This is a genomic window from Vibrio sp. 1562, assembly GCF_033340155.1.
GTDB lineage: Bacteria > Pseudomonadota > Gammaproteobacteria > Enterobacterales > Vibrionaceae > Vibrio > Vibrio alginolyticus.
Genome location: NZ_JAWOVY010000018.1, coordinates 62,090 through 80,878, shown reverse-complemented (window position 1 = coordinate 80,878; position 18,789 = coordinate 62,090). Strand labels below are relative to the sequence as shown.

The window sequence follows — 18,789 nt, the reverse complement described above, 5'->3', positions numbered from 1 at the left end:
GGCGCTTTATGATGCTCTATACCGTTGCGGTGATCGTGGTGCTGCTGTTCGCACTAGCGACCCAAATGTTCAAGGTTTTGAGAGAATACGAACGTGGGGTTGTGTTCTTTCTTGGTCGATTTCAAGAAGTCAAAGGACCTGGTTTGATCATCCTTATCCCATTTATTCAGCAAATGGTGAGGGTTGATTTACGTACTGTCGTTTTGGATGTGCCGACACAAGATTTAATTACCAAAGATAACGTTTCTGTGCGCGTCAACGCGGTCGTTTATTTTCGCGTAGTCGATCCTCAAATGGCGATTAACAATATTGAAAGCTACAGCGATGCCACCAGCCAGTTAGCACAAACCACGCTGCGCTCGGTATTGGGTCAGCATGAACTCGATGAATTGCTATCAGAGCGAGAACGCCTCAATAAGGATTTACAATCCATTCTCGATCAACAGACTGATGACTGGGGAATCAAGATTGCTACGGTTGAAGTCAAACATGTTGATTTAAATGACAGCATGGTCAGAGCCCTAGCCCGTCAGGCAGAAGCAGAACGTAACCGTAGGGCGAAGATCATTCACGCTACTGGTGAGTTAGAGGCTTCAAATAAATTAAAAGAAGCAGCGCAAATGCTCAACGAAGCACCGAATGCACTGCAATTACGTTACATGCAGACACTCACTGAAATCACTACAGACAAAACATCCACTATTATTTTTCCAATGCCGATCAATCTTGTCGAAGCTGTCAGTGATATCGCCGAAGCGGTGAAAAAGAATAAAGAGACACAAGATAAGTAAGATTCTGCCCCTAGGAAGTAACGACCACTCACGTTACTTCCTTATTTGGTACTCGCTTTAAGGATGTGCCCATCTTCTTTATCACATTCTTGTTTCATTACTTCTAAGCCCGTTTTAAAGCATGTTCGCCAAGCGGTTTCAACATCGGCATCGTACCCGGAATCACACTGTCGAACCGTTTCTAACAAACTCTCAAGCCAAACATCAAAATCCTGCGGCTCTATACCAATATCTGCACTTGCATGCTTTTTCCCATACTTTTCCACCATTTTGTGCGCTTCGGTCGAGGTATCTGCCATCATAAAAAATACGATAGACCCTCTAAGCATTCTCACTTGTTGGTGCATGTCTATACCGTCAAACTTCTGTCTAAAGTTGGCACTTTTCGACCATAAATTTTTGTAGAACAAGTCGAAAAACTCCTGATCTGAAGTACAACGTTCATAGCTATCATTAAAAACTTCAATCACGTTCATGTTGCTTTCCCCTACGCCTCAATATGAGTTTAATTTAATATCAAATAAAAGCTTCCAAATAAGGACTTTTAAGTTTCAAATCGATCAACTCACATCGATTTTCAACAAAAAGTAAAAAGTGATTTAAATAAACACCCTCTTATCAATGAAAAAATATCCATTATCATGAACCCATATTCGAGGTACGCATGGTTGTCGATGCTAGTGCATCCTCATCTGTCATCACATAAAGAGGATATAAACGTGTCCCATCAAATCATTACCGATCTAAATAGCCGTTACACTGCAAAAAAATATGATGAAACCAAGCGCGTTTCTCAAGAAGACATGGCGATAATCAAAGAAGCACTGCGTTTGTCGGCGTCTTCTATCAACTCACAACCATGGAAATTCATCGTTATTGAAAGTGATGAAGCGAAGCAACGTTTCCACAATACGTTTGCAAATATGCATCAGTTTAACCAACCACACGCGAAAGCCGCATCACATACGATTCTGTTTGCTTACGATCCTAAATTTACTAAAGAGAAATTTGCGAAGCGTGTGGATGCAGAAGTAACATCTGGCCACTTGCCAGCGGAGATGTACAACAACTTTATGGGTGCTTACGCTTTTGCCGATGCAAATACGGACGAAAATGGCTTCAACGGAAACTGGACAAAAGCACAAGTCTATTTGGCACTAGGCAACCTACTACACACATTGGCACGACTAGGCATTGATTCAACACCGATGGAAGGTGTCGATCCGGCTCTGATTGGAGAAGAGTTTAAAGAAGAGCTCGAGGGCCATATTTGTGAAGTTGCGCTGGCAATTGGCTACCATAAAGATGGGGAAGATTATAATCATGGTCTTCCAAAAGCACGCCTTGCAATGGATGACGTAATTACGACTCTATAGTCGACCATTGTCTTAGCTTAGCGACTTAAATCATTATTTAAACTAAAAAGAGCCGCATTAATGTGCGGCTCTTTTTTACTTGGTTCTGCGTCAACGTTACGCAACTTGCTCTGACTTAAAATTACCAAGCAATGCATCGTAAAGCTCATTGTCGCTTAACACACCAACCAACTTATTATCTTCAACCATAAGCAGAGGCTGATTGCTACGCTGTTTAAGTTCAATCGCTTCTCGCATACTGATTTCTGGACTAACCTGAACCAGAGAGTTTTCATTAACTTCGTCAAGGTTCGAAGAGTCGCTCTTCCATTGAATCAACGATTTATCTTTATCCGCTAAACTTAACCCCTTGCTCTCTTGTATCACCCAAATATCTTTGTCAGGGCAAATCAGAACACGCGTATCTTCGCGAACCAAATCGTCACGCATTAAGGAACGTCCCTTCAGTACATTTAATGGATTAGTGTGAGCAACAAAGTCCGCCACATAATCGTTTTCTGGAGCAAGAATGATCTGTTCTGGCTTGCCATGTTGAATCAGCTTTCCTGATTCCATAATGGCGATGTTGTTGCCGATTTTAAGCGCCTCATCCAAGTCGTGACTTACAAAAAGAATGGTTTTGTTTAGCTTTTCTTGAAGCAGAATCAATTCATCTTGAAGCTGAGCACGAATCAATGGATCAAGTGCTGAAAACGGTTCATCCATTAACAAGATATCAGTGTCCATCGCAAACGCTCGCGCTAGGCCAACACGCTGCTGCATACCACCAGAAAGCTCGTGCGGGAATTTGGTTTCCCACTCAGATAAACCGACCATTTCGAGCTGTTCACGCGCCTTTTTACGACGCTCTGCTTTACCAATGCCTTGCATCTCTAGACCAAACGCTACATTGTCTAACACCGTTAACCAAGGCATCAATGCAAACTTCTGAAACACCATGGACACGCGGTGCGTACGAAGGTGGCGCAGTTTCTGTTCGTCACAGTTAGAGAGCTCAACCATATCGTCGCCATCTTTAATTTTCAGAGAGCCACGAGAAATATCGTTCAATCCGTTAACCGTTCGCAGCAAACTTGATTTACCCGAGCCTGAAAGCCCCATCAAGACACAGATCTCACCCTGTTTCACGTTCAGCGAAACATTATCAACCCCAACCACTTGGCCAGTTTCATCAATGATTTCTTGTCGAGACTTCCCTTGATCTAGTAGTGCTAGCGCCTGTGCTTGTTGCTGACCAAAAACGACATCAAGATTTTTAATAGTAATAGCGTCCATGATTATGCCTCCTTCTGGTTTGGTGCTTTACACAAGCGATCAAGAATGATGGCAACGAGTACAATCGCTAAACCAGCTTCAAAACCTTGCGAGATGTTTACCGTATTCAGTGCGCGTACGACTGGTTTACCAAGTCCATCAGCACCAACAAGCGCCGCAATGACTACCATAGACAGAGACAACATAATGCACTGCGTAACGCCAGCCATAATACTTGGCAATGCCGCAGGTAACTCCACCTTAAACAGTAGCTTCATACGGCTGGCACCAAATGCTTTACCCGCTTCAAGTAGCTCCTCCGGCACTTTAATAATGCCGAGGTACGTCAATCGAATTGGCGCAGCGATAGCGAAAATGATGGTCGAGATTAGACCAGGGACAATACCTAAGCCAAACAGAACCAAGGTTGGAATTAAGTAAACGAATGTCGGGACGGTCTGCATTAAATCGAGTATTGGCCGCAACAAGGTGTATAACCAAGGACGGTGCGCCGCCATAATGCCCAACGGCACGCCAATTAATACGGAAATCGTTGTCGCTGCAAACACAAGGACAAAGGTTTCCAGCATTTCTTGCCAGTAACCAAGGTTGAGAATTGCGAGTAAGGCCAACACGATAAATACGACAAGAGGAATGCTGCGATGTAAGAACCAAGCAATTGCCGCCGTCATAATGATTGGCGCTGCAGGTGGCATCCATTTAAAAATGTCCACCACGAAAAGAATGATCGTTTCAAGTGTAATAGAGATTGCATCGAAAAAACCCGATGCATTGATGGTTAACCAATCGACGCCAGTTTCCATCCATTGGCCCAACGGTAGTTTGTTGTCCGTAATAAAATTCAAAATAAAACCTTTGTGTTAATGAAGCGGGCAAAACTGCCCACTTTTTAAAAAAAACGAGCTCAAATACTGCTTATTAAGCGTTTGTTTTTAAGTAGTTTGTAATAGCTGTTAGCGCATCTTGGCCATCTACCGTTTTCACGCCCTCTAGCCACGCTTCAATTTGCTCTTGGTTTGCATTCAACCATGCTTGCGCTGCTTTTGATGGCTTCTGTTTCTGGTTAAGAATCGCTTCCATCAGTTCATTTTCCATTTCTAGGTTAAACTCTAGATTTTTCACTAGCTGACCTACATTTGGACACTCAGCGAGGTAATTTTTACGTACGTTTGTGTAGACGTTCGCGCCGCCGTAGTTAGGACCGAAGAAGTCATCACCACCCGCTAGATATTCCATTTCAACGTTACTATTCATTGGGTGCGGCGCCCAACCTAGGTACACAATCCATTGATTGCGGCGTGCGGCACGTGATACTTGAGACACCATGCCAGCTTCACTGGACTCAACTAGGCTGAAATCTTTTAGGCCGAATGCGTTGCTATCAATCATTGACTGAATTAAGCGGTTGCCATCGTTTCCTGGTTCAATGCCGTAAATGCGATCTTTAAATTTGTCGGCATGTTTTACTAGGTCAGCGAAGTTGGTTACGCCTGCGTCATAAACGTATTTTGGAACCGCTAGCGTGTACTTTGCGCCAACGAGGTTCGCGCGTACGGTTTCAACAGTACCTGCATCACGGTATTTCGCGATATCACCTTCCATCGTTGGCATCCAGTTACCTAGGAAAATGTCGATATCGCCATTAGCCATAGAGGAGTAAGTTACAGGCACAGACAGAAGATCAGTCTTCGTTTTGTACCCCAACCCTTTAAGTAACTCTGATGTAACGGCAGTGGTCGCAGTGATGTCAGTCCAACCTACATCTGCGAAACGAACCGTTTCACATTGGTTGGCGTAAGCGCCTGTTGCTAAAGTACTTAGTGCAATTGTTGAGAAGATTTTTGTCATCTTAGACATGTTGAATTCCTTGTAATGATTACTGACTTTTTCATTTTATGAGATCGAATCGAGATCTCTTTTTGGCGGATGCATTCGTTGCATCTCTTGCCAGTCCGGTGCAATCCAAACTGGTACGTTGTTCGACGTTTCTAGGGCGTTATCCAAAATCATGTCCGCGGCGCGTTCTGCCACCATAATCGTTGGCGCATTTAAATTACCGTTCGGAATAGTTGGGAAAATAGAAGAGTCCACCACACGCAAGCCTTGAATACCGCGTACTTGGCATCGCTCATTTAAGACGGCTAATGGGTCATTATCTGCGCCCATTTTGCAGGTACAAGATGGATGGTAAGCACTCTCGACGTTTTGCTTCACCCATTCATCAATCTGTTCATCCGTTGTGATGTTCAGACCGGGTTGGATCTCATCCCCACGAAACTCATCCATGGCTGGCTGATTGAGGATCTCGCGAGTAAGGCGAATACAATCACGCCAATCCTGCTTATCTTGTTCAGTGGAAATGTAGTTAAACTCAATCTTCGGCTTATCATTCGGATTCGCAGAGACAACTTCGACCGACCCGCGACTTTCTGGCTTGTTAGGTCCAACGTGCACTTGGAAACCATGACCATCAAAAGCAGCTTGCCCGTCATAACGCATTGCCGCTGGCAAGAAGTGATATTGAATATTTGGCCACTTTAGCCCTTCTCGAGAGCGGATAAATGCACACGATTCAAAGTGGTTAGTCGCACCAAGGCCTTTGCGAGTTAATATCCACTCAGTGCCAATCAAGCCCTTGCTCACCAAACCTAATTTGCTGTTGAGCGTGATAGGTTGTTTACAGTGATATTGGAAGTACACTTCTAAGTGATCTTGCAGGTTTTTACCTACCCCCTCCAACGAGTGTTTCACCTCAATGCCCGCTTTTTCTAATACTGCCTTAGGGCCAATGCCTGAAAGCTGCAACAGCTGAACGGAGCCAACCGAACCCGCACTCGAAATCACTTCATTATTCGCAAAACATTGCTGAATTGAACCTGACTTTTCAAATTCAACGCCTACCGCTTTCTTGCCTTCTGCACCAGTTTCTTCTAATAAAACTCGATGAACCGTCACCCTCTTCATTAGGGTGAAGTTTTTGCGTTTTTTAGCGCGGCTTAAGTATGCATTAGAGGTCGAAGCGCGTACGCCTTTGTCGACGGTCATATGCATTGGGCCAAAGCCCTCTTGCTGATAACCGTTGTAATCTTTTGTTTCTGGGTAGCCCGCTTCTTTGCCTGCATCAATAAAAGCTTGGTACAGTGGATTGAGCTTCATATCGTTGCCGTTACATGTGCCGACTGGACCGTGATCGCCCCGATATTCATCAGCACCACCAATCCAAGACTCTGCTTTACGGAAATAAGGCAAACACGACTGATAATTCCAGCCTTTCGCGCCTTCCTCTTCCCACTGGTCAAAGTCACAAGCGTGTCCGCGAACGTAAACCATGCCGTTGATAGATGAGCTACCGCCCAGAACTTTTCCGCGAGGACAATGAAGTTGGCGACCATCCAACCCTTGCTCTTCAACCGTCTCAAACTGCCACGCGTATTTTTCAGTGTTCATCGGGTAAGAAAGCGCTGTTGGCATTTGGATAAAAATACTTTTATCCGACCCACCCGCTTCGAGTAATAGGACCGAATTTTGACCACTTTCACTTAAGCGATCCGCTAACACACAGCCGGCCGAACCCGCACCGACGATGATGTAATCGTAGTGTTGTTGCATTTTTATTCTCCTAGGAGTTAATACTCATCACCGTAGATAAGTGAACGAAATTAGCGTAGGAAAAATGCTTGAGAACAAGGCGGAAATTTTGATAAGTAGTTAACCTACAATCAAAATTGACAACGTAGTTATCGAGCATTTTAACAAGCTAAAGTGGTCAGTTATCTACTATGAGTAGTATCATTTGTAAGGGCTTTCGAAGTCGCTTAGCTGAACCAGAACACTCTTCGTTTGTGTGTAATGTTTAAGGGTTTCGACTCCGTTTTCACGGCCAACACCTGATTGCTTGTAGCCGCCAACTGGCATTTCCGCAGGTGAGTCACCCCATGTGTTCACCCAACAAATACCCGCTTGAATTTGATGGATCACACGGTGCGCACGAGATAGGTTTTGAGTAAATACACCTGCCGCTAAGCCATAATCGGTGCCATTTGCACGCGCAATCACTTCCGACTCATCGCGGAATTTCAGAACTGACATTACCGGGCCAAAGATTTCTTGTTGAACGTGGCTCATGTCATCATCGCAATCGACAAATACGGTTGGAGCAACAAAGTTACCATTGGCTAGGCCATTGTCTGTTACTTTGTAGCCGCCAGTCAGTAACGTCGCGCCACTCGCTTTCGCGGCTTCAATCGCTCCTAGAACTTTCGATTCATGATCTTTAGAGATTAGCGCGCCAATTTGCGTGTTCTCATCAAGCGGATCGCCGACGACTAACAGCTCGGTTCGGGCTTTAAGCTGTGCGATAAAGTCGTCATAAATACCTTCATGGACAAATACACGTGTACCGTGCGTACAAACCTCACCTTGGGTGTAGAAGTTCGCCACCATGGCCGCAGAAACGGCATCGTTTAACTTCGCATCATCAAAAATAATCAGTGGAGACTTACCACCAAGCTCCATCGTTACTTGTTTTAGTGTCTTAGCGCTGTCACTCATGACGACTTTACCGGTGCCTGACTCACCCGTGAATGACACTTTTGCGATATCAGGATGCGCCGTTAGCATCTGTCCTACTCGGTAATCCCCTTGCACGACATTAAATACGCCATCTGGCATGCCCGCTTCTGAATAAATTTCGGCGAGCTTAAGCGCCGTTAATGGTGTTTCTTCTGATGGCTTGAAGATCATTGCGTTGCCCGCAGCCAGTGCTGGCGCCGATTTCCACATCGCAATTTGAATTGGATAATTCCAAGCGCCAATACCCGCGCAAATGCCCAATGGCTCACGACGTGTATAGAAAAACTGATCGTCGCTGAGCGGCTGCTGTTCACCTTGTAGACTTGGAGCAAGGCCAGCGTAGTACTCAAGAACATCGGCACCTGTTGTGACATCAACCGCGATAGCTTCTTGAATGGGCTTACCAGTATCTGCCACTTCCAATGCAGCCAGCTCGTCATTACGCTCACGTAAAATGGCAACGGCTTTGTGTAAAATACGGCTGCGCTCAATCGCAGTCATCGCCGACCATGCAGCAAAACCTTTCTTTGCCGATTCAATCGCTGCTTGAAGATCGTCTTGGTTCGCTTGTTTAATGTTGGCCAATGGCTCACCATTCGCCGGATTGTAAGTGGTGAAGTGTTCATCTGAACACCCGTCGTACATCGCACCATTGATATAGTGTGCTTTCATTTCCATTTTGAAGACCTGTAACTTTTATATTTTTTCAGAATAAAACGTAAGTTGTTTTTCGAGATAATCGTTGATGATGATTCTCGCTCTTTCTGCATCAATGCCTTGCGGGTTGAGCGTTCCGCGCAGCCAAATTCCATCAATAAGTGATGCAATACCATGAGCAACCAATTCAGCCTGCTCTGCATTTAATAATGCTTTGAGTTCTTTTCTTAGGTGGGACAATAGACGTCGTTCGTTGACACGCTGCAAACGCTTGAGCTGCTCGTCATGCATTGAGTACGACCAAAACGCCAGCCAAGTCTTGGCAACTTGGTTTTCTGCCTGATAGCCGACAAAATTACCATCAATGATGGCGTTAATTCTTTGGTGATGAGCATCACTTGGCAGCTCACGTAACTTCTGTGTGATAGTGGACGAAAGCTGACGCAAGATTTCGCGCATCGTTTCCTCCAGCAATCCGTGCTTACCACCGAAATAGTGGTTGATAATCCCCGTTGATACACCGGCTTCTTTGCTGATTAACGAAATACTCGCCGCGTGTAAACCGACTCTATCAATCACTGACATTGTCGCTTTCACAAGCTGCGGTTTTCTGATTTCAGGCATCCCCACCTTTGGCATTTTGCGTCCCTGTTATTTTTAATTGAACGGTTAGTTAAATATAAAATGCCTGAAAATTAATTCGAACTCAAATTATTTTTAAAGAAAAATGTTAGTAAAAAAGGATGAAAAGTTGAGGGTGTACGAAAAATTGCTCGGTAAGAACTTGTCGGGATAACTAGATTTCAGTTTAAGAACAAACAAATAAAGCAAGCAAAATCAGACACTTAAATGTCGATCCATTTTTAAAACGATGATGAACGAGTTGATTTTTGAACAACAAAAATCTGTGCCACAAAAAATTTATATCGACCACTAATCATTTCACCTGTACATGGTTTGTTTGTACAAAGAATAGACACTCTAGTTTGTTATAGTTTTGTAGACACAAGTGGCATTCGCACTTTGAAGGTGAAGGAGGCAAAAAGAGAGGTTATATTGAACGCCATGAATATGCGATTCGATATCTCCTTAAGCCATTTTTAAGTAATATCGCCAAGTGACTTTAAGATTTTAGATTCAGCGTTTTATATTCGAAGCAAGGATCTCAAAGTCACTTGGCTATCAAAGTAAATGGGAGGGATAAGTTCAGATTCATCGTGCGATGAGCCTGAACTTTTGATTTCTGTTACGCTAGCGAGCGACCTTTCACGCAGTTGCGTCCGTTCGCTTTCGCTTGATAAAGCAATTTATCGGCCTGATCGCAAAGTGATTTAAAGCTCATCTCATTATCTTCAGTGGTAACGACTCCAAAACTACAGGTCACTCTCACTTCTTCTTTCTGTTCCGTAACAAAGCCATGTAGGGATAAAGCGCTACGTAAACGTTCGGCAGTAATAAGGGCGTTTTCATGGTCTGTATTGGGCATAACAACAACAAACTCTTCACCACCAAAGCGAGCAACAATGTCGTTCTCACGTACAGTTTCCTCCAACACTTTGGCAACGCCCGTTAGTACGGTATCTCCAAACACATGCCCATAGGTATCATTTACCTGCTTGAAATAATCCACATCGATTAACGCTAAAGTTACTGGCCCCGATTGTGGCTTATTTGGCACCATTTTCTGTTTATCGAGTTTGCTATCTACCCATTTATTTAAAGCTAGATAACCGTACTTAACTTGCTCGACTTGCTCAAAAACAAAGTGTTGTATTTTTTTTTGCTTAGATTGAGGTACCGGTTTCTCTTTTCGCTCACGCCTCACTTCTACTGGCTTAGTGAACCAGTCCTCTAAAAAACGGCGATTGAACAACCCTGTCAATGTGTCTGTCTTTGCGAGGCGACGCATTCTGAAACGCGAGCGATTGACGACGAGAAATACTACCGCCATCAAAAATAGAACACCGATGAGCGCAAGTAGCGCTTCACCCAATAAGTAAAAAGTACGACGGTTATTTTCTAGCTCCATACGCTGCAAAACATTGTTCCAGTTGAGATCTTCGTTCTCATATTCAAGTCGTTCCAACTCAAATAACGTCTGCTGGCGCTCAAGATTTTCAACTTCTCTTTGATTGCTAAATTGGATAAATTTATCGTGATAGTTACCGTAAGTTTCGAATGCTAGTTTAAAGTCATTGCTTCCCGCATAGGCCATAGCGGCGACTTTTAGTAGCTCCATTTGCTGTTGCTTGACGTATCGACTCTCTATAATCTCCGGCAGCATTGGCGCGATCATCGCTAAAAGTATTTCAAATTGCTGCTGCTCTAACATATATTCGGCTTGTAACAACTTAAATGTTGCCAAATACGCGCTAGACGTTTCTCTGTACTGTAAATTCTCCGCCAGCTTCAAGTGGTTAACCATCTTCTTTTCTTGTTTCGTCTCGCGATATAAAGCTGCAAGTTCAAGGTTAACTCGAAATCTAAAGCGTCCATCACCGATAATTTGAGCCAGCTTTAACGCTCGCTGATATGACGCTATCGCCTCTTCGTATTGGAACTGTGCTTTATGAAGTTTCGCTATCGTCAAAACGCTCAACAACTCATTGAACGACATACGCCTATCCCTAAAATAGCGATATGCTTGTTCCAAAAGCGCCTCAGATCGGTCGTAACCCTGAATTTTGACAAGTACGTCACCTAGCTCTAGTGCTGCACGTTCGACCAGCCCGTGAACACCTGAAGATTCAGCCGCATCCATGGACGACATAAGTGCAGCATAGGATTTTTTAAACTCACCTTGCTCATCGTAATAGCGTCCTTTTAGCAACAGGATTTCTGATTCAAGTTGCTTATCACCATTCTCACGCGATGTTTCCAACAAGCTATCCAACGCAGAAAGCGCGGTATCGATATCGCTCTTTCCAACCATAGTTCGCATCTGAATCAACTTAAACAGGAGATACTCATGGCTCTGTGGACGCACAAGCTCCAATCCTTTTTGAACGACACTCTGACTCTCTTCTACGCGCCCTAGCAGCTCTAAAACCGTGGCCTTGGCAAGCCAGTAACGCACCAACAGCGCTGTTGGTTGGTTTTGTAGTAAAGACTCTTCTTCTAACGCTTCAATCAAAGCTAAAGAACTCTGAGGTAATGCGTAAATTTGATTTTCGATGCCTTCTAACGACTGTAAAAACTTACCTTCCTGTTCCACCTTTTCTGTGGAGGCCTGAACAGAAAAACACAGACACCCCAATAATAGCGGCATCGTCCTAAGCGAATGAAATAGTGACATTATTGCTCTTCCCTAATGGGTAGTTACTTCAGTGTAATTGAGAATTCTGATTATTTATTATTAAGACAACTGAAGGTTATTCAGTCAGCCTCATATTCCCATGTATTTTGCGCTGAATAATAAATCACCATCTTTAGATGCCGAAATAGTTTTCGGTTACAATATGACCAATAAGAATGTTTTTTACACACCAAGAATGACGATCTCGTTAGTGAGACAAAAGATCGTCTTAGTTGTGAGTTGATACATTTACATGACAAGCAATATAGAACTAACCATTCACATTAGAAATAGAATCAATTTTTATACCGTTCGATGAGATAGCAGTCGACCATGCATCCAATACATTTTTCAGATAGAAGCAATAAAAGAAAGGAGAAAATGGAAGGAAGCGGACAATCAAACTCGCTCCCCTTTTTTATGTTGCAGAAGGGGTTACATTCGCATTCCGCCATCGACTTCGAACACTCTTCCGGTCACGAATTCGTTGGTTAACACGTATTTTATGGTCGATGAAATTTCATCCGCCAAACCTAAACGTCCAACCGGAATCATTCCGATTAAACGTTCCATCGCTTCAGGTTTTATTTGGTCTGTCATGGCAGTTTTGATGACACCCGGAGCAATCGCCACTGAGCGAATTCCGAAACGCCCTAACTCTTTCGCCCACACCGTTGCCATGGTGGCTACCGCCGCTTTAGATGCTGAATAGTTGGTTTGACCAATATTCCCGGCACGCGCAACGCTGGATATGTTGATCAGAACCCCTTTGCTATCGGTGTTCAGCATTACCTTGCTCGCTTCACGGCCACACAGGAAAGTGCCTGTTACATTCACATCTAGAACAGACTGAAATTGTTCCAGCGACATCGTGTTAACCTGACCATCTTTGACTTTAATGAACATACCATCACGCATAATACCTGCGTTATTGATAACGCCATTGAGCTGCTTGAAATCTGCCTCAATTTGCTCAAAAGCACTGCACACCTGCTGTTCGTCAGTCACGTTCGTCACATAAAAACGAGCGGTAACGCCGAGAGATTCACATTCCGCTTTCGTTTCAGCCAGTTGCTCTGAATTGAGGTCGATAAGCGCAAGATGAACGCCATTTTCCGCCAGTGACAGTGCCATTTGTTTACCCAGCCCCTGCCCTGCCCCCGTGATCGCAATGACCTTATTTGCTAACTCCATAAGCGCTCCTTAGGCCTGATTTTGCTTTTGGTAGAACTCAAACAAGCTTGAAAAATCTTTTTGCCCGTTGCCCTGACCGTTGTGAAAATTAAACAGATTACGAGCCAAGCTGCCCATTGGCGTTGATGTTTGACAGGCAACTGCCGCTTCCATCGCAAGACCCAGATCTTTAGCCATTAACTGGCTCATAAAGCCGCCTTGATAACCATTGCTTGCAGGCGTATTTTCCATCACACCTGGACAAGGGTTATACAGCTCTAGCGCCCAGTTACGCCCTGAACTTTGCAACATGATGTCGGAAAGCACTTTGGGATCGAGTCCGTTTTCCATCCCTAAATTGAGTGCTTCACAGGTGCCGCTCATCAAAATGCCCAACATCATGTTATTGCAGATCTTCGCCACCTGACCAGCTCCAGCATCGCCTGCATGGAAGATGTTTTTACCCATGTGGCTAAGCACCGCTTTGGCTTGAACAAAGTTCTCTTGTGAGCCGCCAACAATGAAAGTTAACGTACCTGCTGCTGCGCCCGCAACGCCACCAGATACTGGTGCATCAACAAAACTGATACCAAGTTGCGATGCTTTTTCGCCAACCAAACGAGCAGTCGCCGGATCGATGGTGGAAGAATCAATCAGCAAGGTACCTGATTCGACGCTATCTAAGATGCCATCTTGACCAAGATAAACGCTTTGAACGTGTTGGCTCGCTGGCAGCATAGTGACAACCACGTCAACACCTTGTACTGCCTGCTGAACGGAATCGGCACTTGAAGCGCCCAATGCGGTCAACTCCTCAACTGCGTTTGGGTTCAAATCAAATACTTCGACGTTCAAGCCCGCTTTGAGTAGATTCTTAGCCATAGGCGCACCCATGTTACCAAGGCCAATAAATGCAATTTTGTCCATATCGTATTTCTTCCTTGTACTAAAGTGCCGCTATAGCTACCGACGATGCGGTCAGTGGGTATTCTGCTGAGTCAATTGGCGAGAAGAAGCGCTCCAAAACTTGTGGCGTTACGTCAGAAACCGTGCGATGTTGCCAAGTCGGTTGATTGGTTTTATCAATAATCAGCGCACGAACCCCTTCTCTAAAATCACCTTCTAAGCCACAACGTAGTGTTAGGTTAAATTCCATATCAAAACACGCTTTCAAAGAGAGGTTTTGATACTGCGTTAACTGCTGATAAGTGATACTGAGCGACAACGGACTGCCATAGTTCAGTGACTTCTGCGCATTGACGAACCACTTGTTATCAACGTTAGCACGGCTGATTGCATCAACAATTGACGCTAAGTCACCCGAACATAACTGCTCAATCAATTCCGCATAGGGCATCAACATCCCTTCGGTTGGCTCGTCCACGTGTACCGAACGCAGCGTAGTGGCGATTTTTTCGTTGATGTTCGCTTCACCTTTCCAACTTACCGATGCAAGCAGATCCAGCAGCACTTGCTTGTTTTCTGGCTGTGCAATCCATTGGCTTAACCCCAACGCTTTCATATCTGTTGCGTTAATTTGGCAAGCCGTCAAACTTAAGAACAGTGCCAAATGTTTTGGCAACTGGTTCAGGAAGTACGTCGCGCCTACATCTGGGTAAAGGCCAATTTTAATCTCTGGCATTGCAAAGCGTGTGGTGGTTTCTGCAACGCGATGACTTGCTCCCATAAACAGGCCAACTCCCCCGCCCATCAAATAACCATGTCCCCACGCAATGATCGGTTTTGGATAAGTGTGAATAAGATGGTCACAGCGATATTCGAGGTCAAAGAAGGTTTCCATCGCTGAAAATGCAGAATCAAAGTCTTGCTCTTTGTTTTCAAGTGCACGGTAGATCGCTTGAATATCGCCACCAGCACAAAACGCTTTTTCACCTTGAGCATGCAAGAATACCGCGACGATGCTGTCGTTCGATTGCCACTCTACCAGTTGGTTATAGAGCTGCTCGATCATCACGTAACTCAGCGCGTTGAGAGCAGCTGGATTATCAAGCTCCAACACACCAATGGCAGAACCGTCAGCACATTCTATCTGTGAAACATTTACTGTACCTGTCATTTGGCCTCCGCTAGCTGTTTGTCCATTGTGGCTTACGCTTCTGCAAGAAGGCATTCACACCCTCAGTCTGATCTTGTGTATTGAACAGCTGTAAGAAGAGTTCACGCTCCAAGACCAATCCGGCCGCGTGAGTTTGGCTGCGTCGGCCTTGAATAAGCGTTTTGCATGCAGACACGGATTTCGGCGATTGGCTCGCAACACGCTGTGCAAGTTCCATAGCCGCTTCCAGTGCTTGGCCTTTCGCCACCACTTCTTCGACTAAACCAATTTTTTCCGCTCGCTCGGCCGTCACACGCTCACCACACAAGATCATACGCTTCGCCCAACCTTCACCTACCAACGCGGTCAGGTTTTGTGTCCCACCCGCACACGGCAGCAAACCTACCGACGCTTCAGGAAGTGCCATTTGTACTTGTTCTTCTGCGATGCGAATGTCGCACGCCATTGCCACTTCCAAACCGCCACCCATCGCGTAACCATTAATTGCCGCGATGGAAACCCCATCGAATGCAGAAAGCGCTTCAAACGCTTCACCAAATGCGAACGCCATATCTGCTGCTTGCGATTTATCGCCGGATGCAAAGTTGTTGAGATCCGCTCCAGCAGAAAAGAATTTCTCACCTTCGCCTGTTAATACCAACGCATAAATAGAGCGATCATTGCTAAGTTCAATCGCCAACTCTTTTAGCTGATTTAGAGACTCCAGCGTCCAGGTGTTTGCTGGCGGGTTACTAATCGTGAGCTTGGCAATGTGCGCTTCACGTTCCAATTTGATTTGTGCAATCATAATCATTTCGTCCTTTAAACAGTATCAATCTAAACCAGCTCAACGCCCTCGGTGAGTAAACGTCTTGCAACGATCAAACGCATAATTTCGTTGGTGCCTTCGAGGATTTGATGAACGCGAACATCTCTGAAGTGGCGCTCTACTGGATATTCTTTGATGTAGCCATATCCTCCGTGAATCTGCAGAGCTTGGTCACATACCTTAAAGCCAACATCGGTGGCAAAGCGTTTTGCCATTGCACAGTACGCGCTTTTTTCTGCATGTTGGGCATCGAGTTTTGCGGCAGCAAGTCGCACCATTTGACGCGCGGCAACCAGCTCAGTAGCCATATCAGCCAACTTGAATTGCAGGGCTTGGAATTGCGCCAGTGAACGTCCGAACTGTTTGCGTTCAGTCATGTATTGTTTGGCTTCGTTCAGTGCTTGTTGTGCCGTGCCGACGGAACAAGTAGCAATGTTGATTCGGCCGCCATCCAGACCAAGCATGGCAAACTTAAAACCTTCGCCCTCTTCACCCAACAGATAGTCGGCAGGAATGCGGACATTTTCGAAGGTAATCATGCGAGTTGGCTGGCAGTTCCAACCCATTTTGGCTTCTTTTTTACCGTAGCTAATGCCTTCGCAATCAGCAGGAACAACGAATGCAGAAACGCCACCCGCTCCTTCACCACACGAACGCGCCATCACGACCAATACATCTGTATCACCCGCACCCGAGATAAACACTTTTGCTCCATTGAGGACAAACTCATCGCCATCACGCACTGCGCTAGTCGTTAGAGAAGCGGCGTCAGAGCCGGCATTAGGTTCGGTTAAACAGTAGGAAGCGAGCTTTTCACCCGAAATTAGATCCGCGCTAAATTGCTGCGCCACTTCTGCTTTGGCAAAGCTGGTGATCATCCACGTCGCCATGTTGTGAATGGTCATAAACGCAGTAGTCGCGGTACAACCCATAGCCAACTGCTCGAAAATGATCGCCGCATCCAAACGAGATAACCCTAAGCCACCATGCTCTGGCGGCGTATAGATGCTCAGAAAGCCCAGCTCACCCGCCTGACGCAGTACATCTTTAGGGAAGTGATGGTTTTCATCCCACTCGGCCGCATGAGGCGCTAACATTTGGTCTGCAAACTGCTTTGCTACTTCGGCAAACGCGAGTTGATCTTCGTTTAATTCAAAATCCATCTTGAAGTCCTAAGGTCTAATTCGTTGCATTTGTATCCGAGCCAAGCCCACTTAAACGGTGGCGCTTGGCTAGAGGTGTCGCTAATCCAGTAATTAGCTAAGTTGAATGGTCATGTTTGGACCGCTTGGAATGTCATCTTCAAACCAACGCGCGGTGACAGTTTTCGTCTCGGTGTAGAAGCGAACCGCTTGTTTACCGTAAGCATGCAGGTCGCCGTAGAAGCTGCCTTTCCACCCAGTAAATGAGAAAAATGGCAATGGCACTGGAATCGGCACGTTGATGCCTACGTTACCTACTTCGATATTGTGTTGATACTTTCTCGCGGCAGCGCCGTTCGCCGTGAAAATAGACGTACCATTACCAAAGCGGTTTGCATTGATCAGTTCAATCGCTTCATCTAGGTCATCCACTTCCATAGTTAACAGCACAGGCCCGAAAATTTCTTCCTGATAAATCGACATGTCTGTGGTCACGTTGGTAAATAGTGTTGGCCCCACCCAGTTACCGTTCGGAAAGCCAGGCACTTGGCAGTCTGTCCCGTCCAGAACACAATTCGCGCCTGACGCTTTGCCTTCATTAATCAGATTCACCACTCGCAGCTTCGCTTGAGGGCTAATCAGCGGACCATAACCGGCGGTTTCATCATCCCACGCGCCAGGCTGAACCTGAGCTAACGCCTCTTTAAGCTCTGGAATCCATTCTTTGGTTTCGCCGACAAATACGGCAACCGAAATCGCCATACAGCGTTGGCCTGCAGCACCAACTGACGCGCCAACTAGGTTATTGATGACTTGCTGTTTGTTTGCATCCGGCATGATGACCATGTGGTTCTTAGCACCTGCAAATGACTGCACGCGTTTCAGGTTGTCTGTACCTGTTTTGTAGATGTACTCACCAACGGGCACAGAGCCAACAAAAGAGATCGCACGAACAGCTGGATCAGTCAGAATGCGGTCGACTTGCTCTTTGGTCCCGTGAACAACTTGCAATACGCCTTTTGGTGCGCCAGCTTGTTCAAACAGCTCCGCCAGTTTCATTGCCGTTAGTGGCACTTGCTCTGACGGCTTCAAAACAAAGGTGTTGCCACAAGCGATCGCCATCGGGAACATCCACAATGGAATCATCGCAGGGAAGTTAAACGGTGTAATGCCAGCACAAACGCCGAGCGGTTGAATGTAAGAGTAACCATCAATATTGGTCGCGACGTTCTCAACCGTTTCGCCCATCATTGAGCTACAAATGTTCGCCGCTTGTTCTACGACTTCAATCCCACGCCAAATGTCACCCTTTGCATCCGCGAGGGTTTTGCCTGTCTCACTTGAAAGCAGTATCGCCAACTCATCGTGTTGCTCTTTTAACAGATGTTGGTAGCGCAACATCAATCTAGCACGCTCCGGCGCTGCAACTTCTTTCCAGCGTTTGAACGTTTCTGTTGCGCTGGCAATCGCCGCATTCATTTCCGATTCCGTGGCACAAGGTACTTGTGCAATCACTTCGTTGGTTGCCGGGTTGGTTACATCTAGCCATTGTTTTGAATCGGAGATGGCAAATTCACCACCGATATACTGCTTTACTTGTTCTGTCATGATGACATCCTTGTA

The 18,789-nt window shown here is 45.5% G+C and carries 16 protein-coding genes; 2 read left to right on the top strand and 14 right to left on the bottom strand.

The genetic code is table 11. The annotated features are described in order from the left end of the window. Nucleotides 1-8 precede the first annotated feature (8 nt). Nucleotides 9-791: a slipin family protein gene (locus R7Z49_RS17480; RefSeq protein ID WP_005373196.1), complete on the top strand. Its 783-nt coding sequence runs from the start codon at nt 9-11 to the stop codon at nt 789-791. Between the two features lie 41 nt (nt 792-832). Here the strand turns inward: R7Z49_RS17480 and R7Z49_RS17475 are convergent, their stop codons facing one another. Then, nucleotides 833-1,267, bottom strand: a complete 435-nt coding sequence (locus tag R7Z49_RS17475) for a globin (protein ID WP_017633662.1) — start codon at nt 1,265-1,267, stop codon at nt 833-835. A 243-nt stretch (nt 1,268-1,510) separates the two neighbouring features. Between R7Z49_RS17475 and R7Z49_RS17470 the strand changes: the two genes are divergently transcribed. Continuing rightward, nucleotides 1,511-2,167, top strand: a complete 657-nt coding sequence (locus R7Z49_RS17470) for an NAD(P)H-dependent oxidoreductase (protein WP_064354707.1) — start codon at nt 1,511-1,513, stop codon at nt 2,165-2,167. A 96-nt stretch (nt 2,168-2,263) separates the two neighbouring features. On the opposite strand, the gene choV is transcribed toward R7Z49_RS17470, so the two are convergent. From choV to R7Z49_RS17405, 13 genes are all read right to left on the bottom strand, one after another. Further along, nucleotides 2,264-3,442 carry a choline ABC transporter ATP-binding protein gene (gene choV, locus R7Z49_RS17465; protein ID WP_042523602.1) on the bottom strand — a complete coding sequence of 393 codons (1,179 nt, stop codon included), beginning with the start codon at nt 3,440-3,442 and terminating at the stop codon, nt 2,264-2,266. 2 nt (nt 3,443-3,444) lie between these two features. Then, nucleotides 3,445-4,287: a choline ABC transporter permease subunit gene (gene choW, locus R7Z49_RS17460; RefSeq protein ID WP_005392552.1), complete on the bottom strand. Its 843-nt coding sequence runs from the start codon at nt 4,285-4,287 to the stop codon at nt 3,445-3,447. 73 nt (nt 4,288-4,360) lie between these two features. Then, nucleotides 4,361-5,299: a choline ABC transporter substrate-binding protein gene (locus tag R7Z49_RS17455; protein ID WP_005382646.1), complete on the bottom strand. Its 939-nt coding sequence runs from the start codon at nt 5,297-5,299 to the stop codon at nt 4,361-4,363. 36 nt (nt 5,300-5,335) lie between these two features. Next, a complete protein-coding gene (gene betA, locus R7Z49_RS17450; protein WP_005373209.1) occupies nt 5,336-7,051 on the bottom strand; it encodes a choline dehydrogenase in 1,716 nt (571 codons plus the stop codon). A 180-nt stretch (nt 7,052-7,231) separates the two neighbouring features. Next, a complete protein-coding gene (gene betB / locus R7Z49_RS17445) occupies nt 7,232-8,692 on the bottom strand; it encodes a betaine-aldehyde dehydrogenase (protein WP_025767886.1) in 1,461 nt (486 codons plus the stop codon). An 18-nt stretch (nt 8,693-8,710) separates the two neighbouring features. Next, entirely contained in the window at nt 8,711-9,310 is a 600-nt protein-coding gene (betI, locus tag R7Z49_RS17440) for a transcriptional regulator BetI (protein WP_017820329.1), read from the bottom strand. Between the two features lie 607 nt (nt 9,311-9,917). Further along, the gene (locus R7Z49_RS17435) at nt 9,918-11,939 is read right to left on the bottom strand and encodes a diguanylate cyclase (protein ID WP_411913023.1); all 2,022 of its coding nucleotides are present in this window, start codon (nt 11,937-11,939) and stop codon (nt 9,918-9,920) included. Between the two features lie 462 nt (nt 11,940-12,401). Further along, complete coding sequence (locus R7Z49_RS17430; protein WP_054576059.1) at nt 12,402-13,160, bottom strand: SDR family oxidoreductase; 759 nt, start codon at nt 13,158-13,160, stop codon at nt 12,402-12,404. Between the two features lie 9 nt (nt 13,161-13,169). Continuing rightward, a complete protein-coding gene (gene mmsB / locus R7Z49_RS17425; RefSeq protein ID WP_138940142.1) occupies nt 13,170-14,066 on the bottom strand; it encodes a 3-hydroxyisobutyrate dehydrogenase in 897 nt (298 codons plus the stop codon). Nucleotides 14,067-14,085: 19 nt separating this feature from the next. After that, complete coding sequence (locus R7Z49_RS17420; protein WP_042523593.1) at nt 14,086-15,216, bottom strand: enoyl-CoA hydratase/isomerase family protein; 1,131 nt, start codon at nt 15,214-15,216, stop codon at nt 14,086-14,088. Nucleotides 15,217-15,226: 10 nt separating this feature from the next. Beyond that, nucleotides 15,227-16,003: an enoyl-CoA hydratase gene (locus R7Z49_RS17415; RefSeq protein WP_042523591.1), complete on the bottom strand. Its 777-nt coding sequence runs from the start codon at nt 16,001-16,003 to the stop codon at nt 15,227-15,229. 29 nt (nt 16,004-16,032) lie between these two features. Beyond that, nucleotides 16,033-17,187 (bottom strand): acyl-CoA dehydrogenase family protein, encoded by a 1,155-nt coding sequence (locus R7Z49_RS17410; RefSeq protein WP_053307598.1) that lies wholly within the window; start codon nt 17,185-17,187, stop codon nt 16,033-16,035. Nucleotides 17,188-17,280: 93 nt separating this feature from the next. Then, nucleotides 17,281-18,774 carry a CoA-acylating methylmalonate-semialdehyde dehydrogenase gene (locus R7Z49_RS17405; RefSeq protein WP_213986365.1) on the bottom strand — a complete coding sequence of 498 codons (1,494 nt, stop codon included), beginning with the start codon at nt 18,772-18,774 and terminating at the stop codon, nt 17,281-17,283. Nucleotides 18,775-18,789 lie beyond the last annotated feature (15 nt).

What these genes read in the sequence shown, in the direction of transcription:
- R7Z49_RS17480 (WP_005373196.1), top strand. Translation starts at nt 9, where the DNA reads ATGATGCTCTATACCGTTGCGGTGATCGTGGTGCTGCTGTTCGCACTA.
- R7Z49_RS17475 (WP_017633662.1), bottom strand. Translation starts at nt 1,267, where the DNA reads ATGAACGTGATTGAAGTTTTTAATGATAGCTATGAACGTTGTACTTCA.
- choV (WP_042523602.1), bottom strand. Translation starts at nt 3,442, where the DNA reads ATGGACGCTATTACTATTAAAAATCTTGATGTCGTTTTTGGTCAGCAA.
- R7Z49_RS17455 (WP_005382646.1), bottom strand. Translation starts at nt 5,299, where the DNA reads ATGTCTAAGATGACAAAAATCTTCTCAACAATTGCACTAAGTACTTTA.
- betA (WP_005373209.1), bottom strand. Translation starts at nt 7,051, where the DNA reads ATGCAACAACACTACGATTACATCATCGTCGGTGCGGGTTCGGCCGGC.
- betB (WP_025767886.1), bottom strand. Translation starts at nt 8,692, where the DNA reads ATGGAAATGAAAGCACACTATATCAATGGTGCGATGTACGACGGGTGT.
- betI (WP_017820329.1), bottom strand. Translation starts at nt 9,310, where the DNA reads ATGCCAAAGGTGGGGATGCCTGAAATCAGAAAACCGCAGCTTGTGAAA.
- R7Z49_RS17435 (WP_411913023.1), bottom strand. Translation starts at nt 11,939, where the DNA reads ATGCCGCTATTATTGGGGTGTCTGTGTTTTTCTGTTCAGGCCTCCACA.
- R7Z49_RS17430 (WP_054576059.1), bottom strand. Translation starts at nt 13,160, where the DNA reads ATGGAGTTAGCAAATAAGGTCATTGCGATCACGGGGGCAGGGCAGGGG.
- mmsB (WP_138940142.1), bottom strand. Translation starts at nt 14,066, where the DNA reads ATGGACAAAATTGCATTTATTGGCCTTGGTAACATGGGTGCGCCTATG.
- R7Z49_RS17420 (WP_042523593.1), bottom strand. Translation starts at nt 15,216, where the DNA reads ATGACAGGTACAGTAAATGTTTCACAGATAGAATGTGCTGACGGTTCT.
- R7Z49_RS17415 (WP_042523591.1), bottom strand. Translation starts at nt 16,003, where the DNA reads ATGATTGCACAAATCAAATTGGAACGTGAAGCGCACATTGCCAAGCTC.
- R7Z49_RS17410 (WP_053307598.1), bottom strand. Translation starts at nt 17,187, where the DNA reads ATGGATTTTGAATTAAACGAAGATCAACTCGCGTTTGCCGAAGTAGCA.
- R7Z49_RS17405 (WP_213986365.1), bottom strand. Translation starts at nt 18,774, where the DNA reads ATGACAGAACAAGTAAAGCAGTATATCGGTGGTGAATTTGCCATCTCC.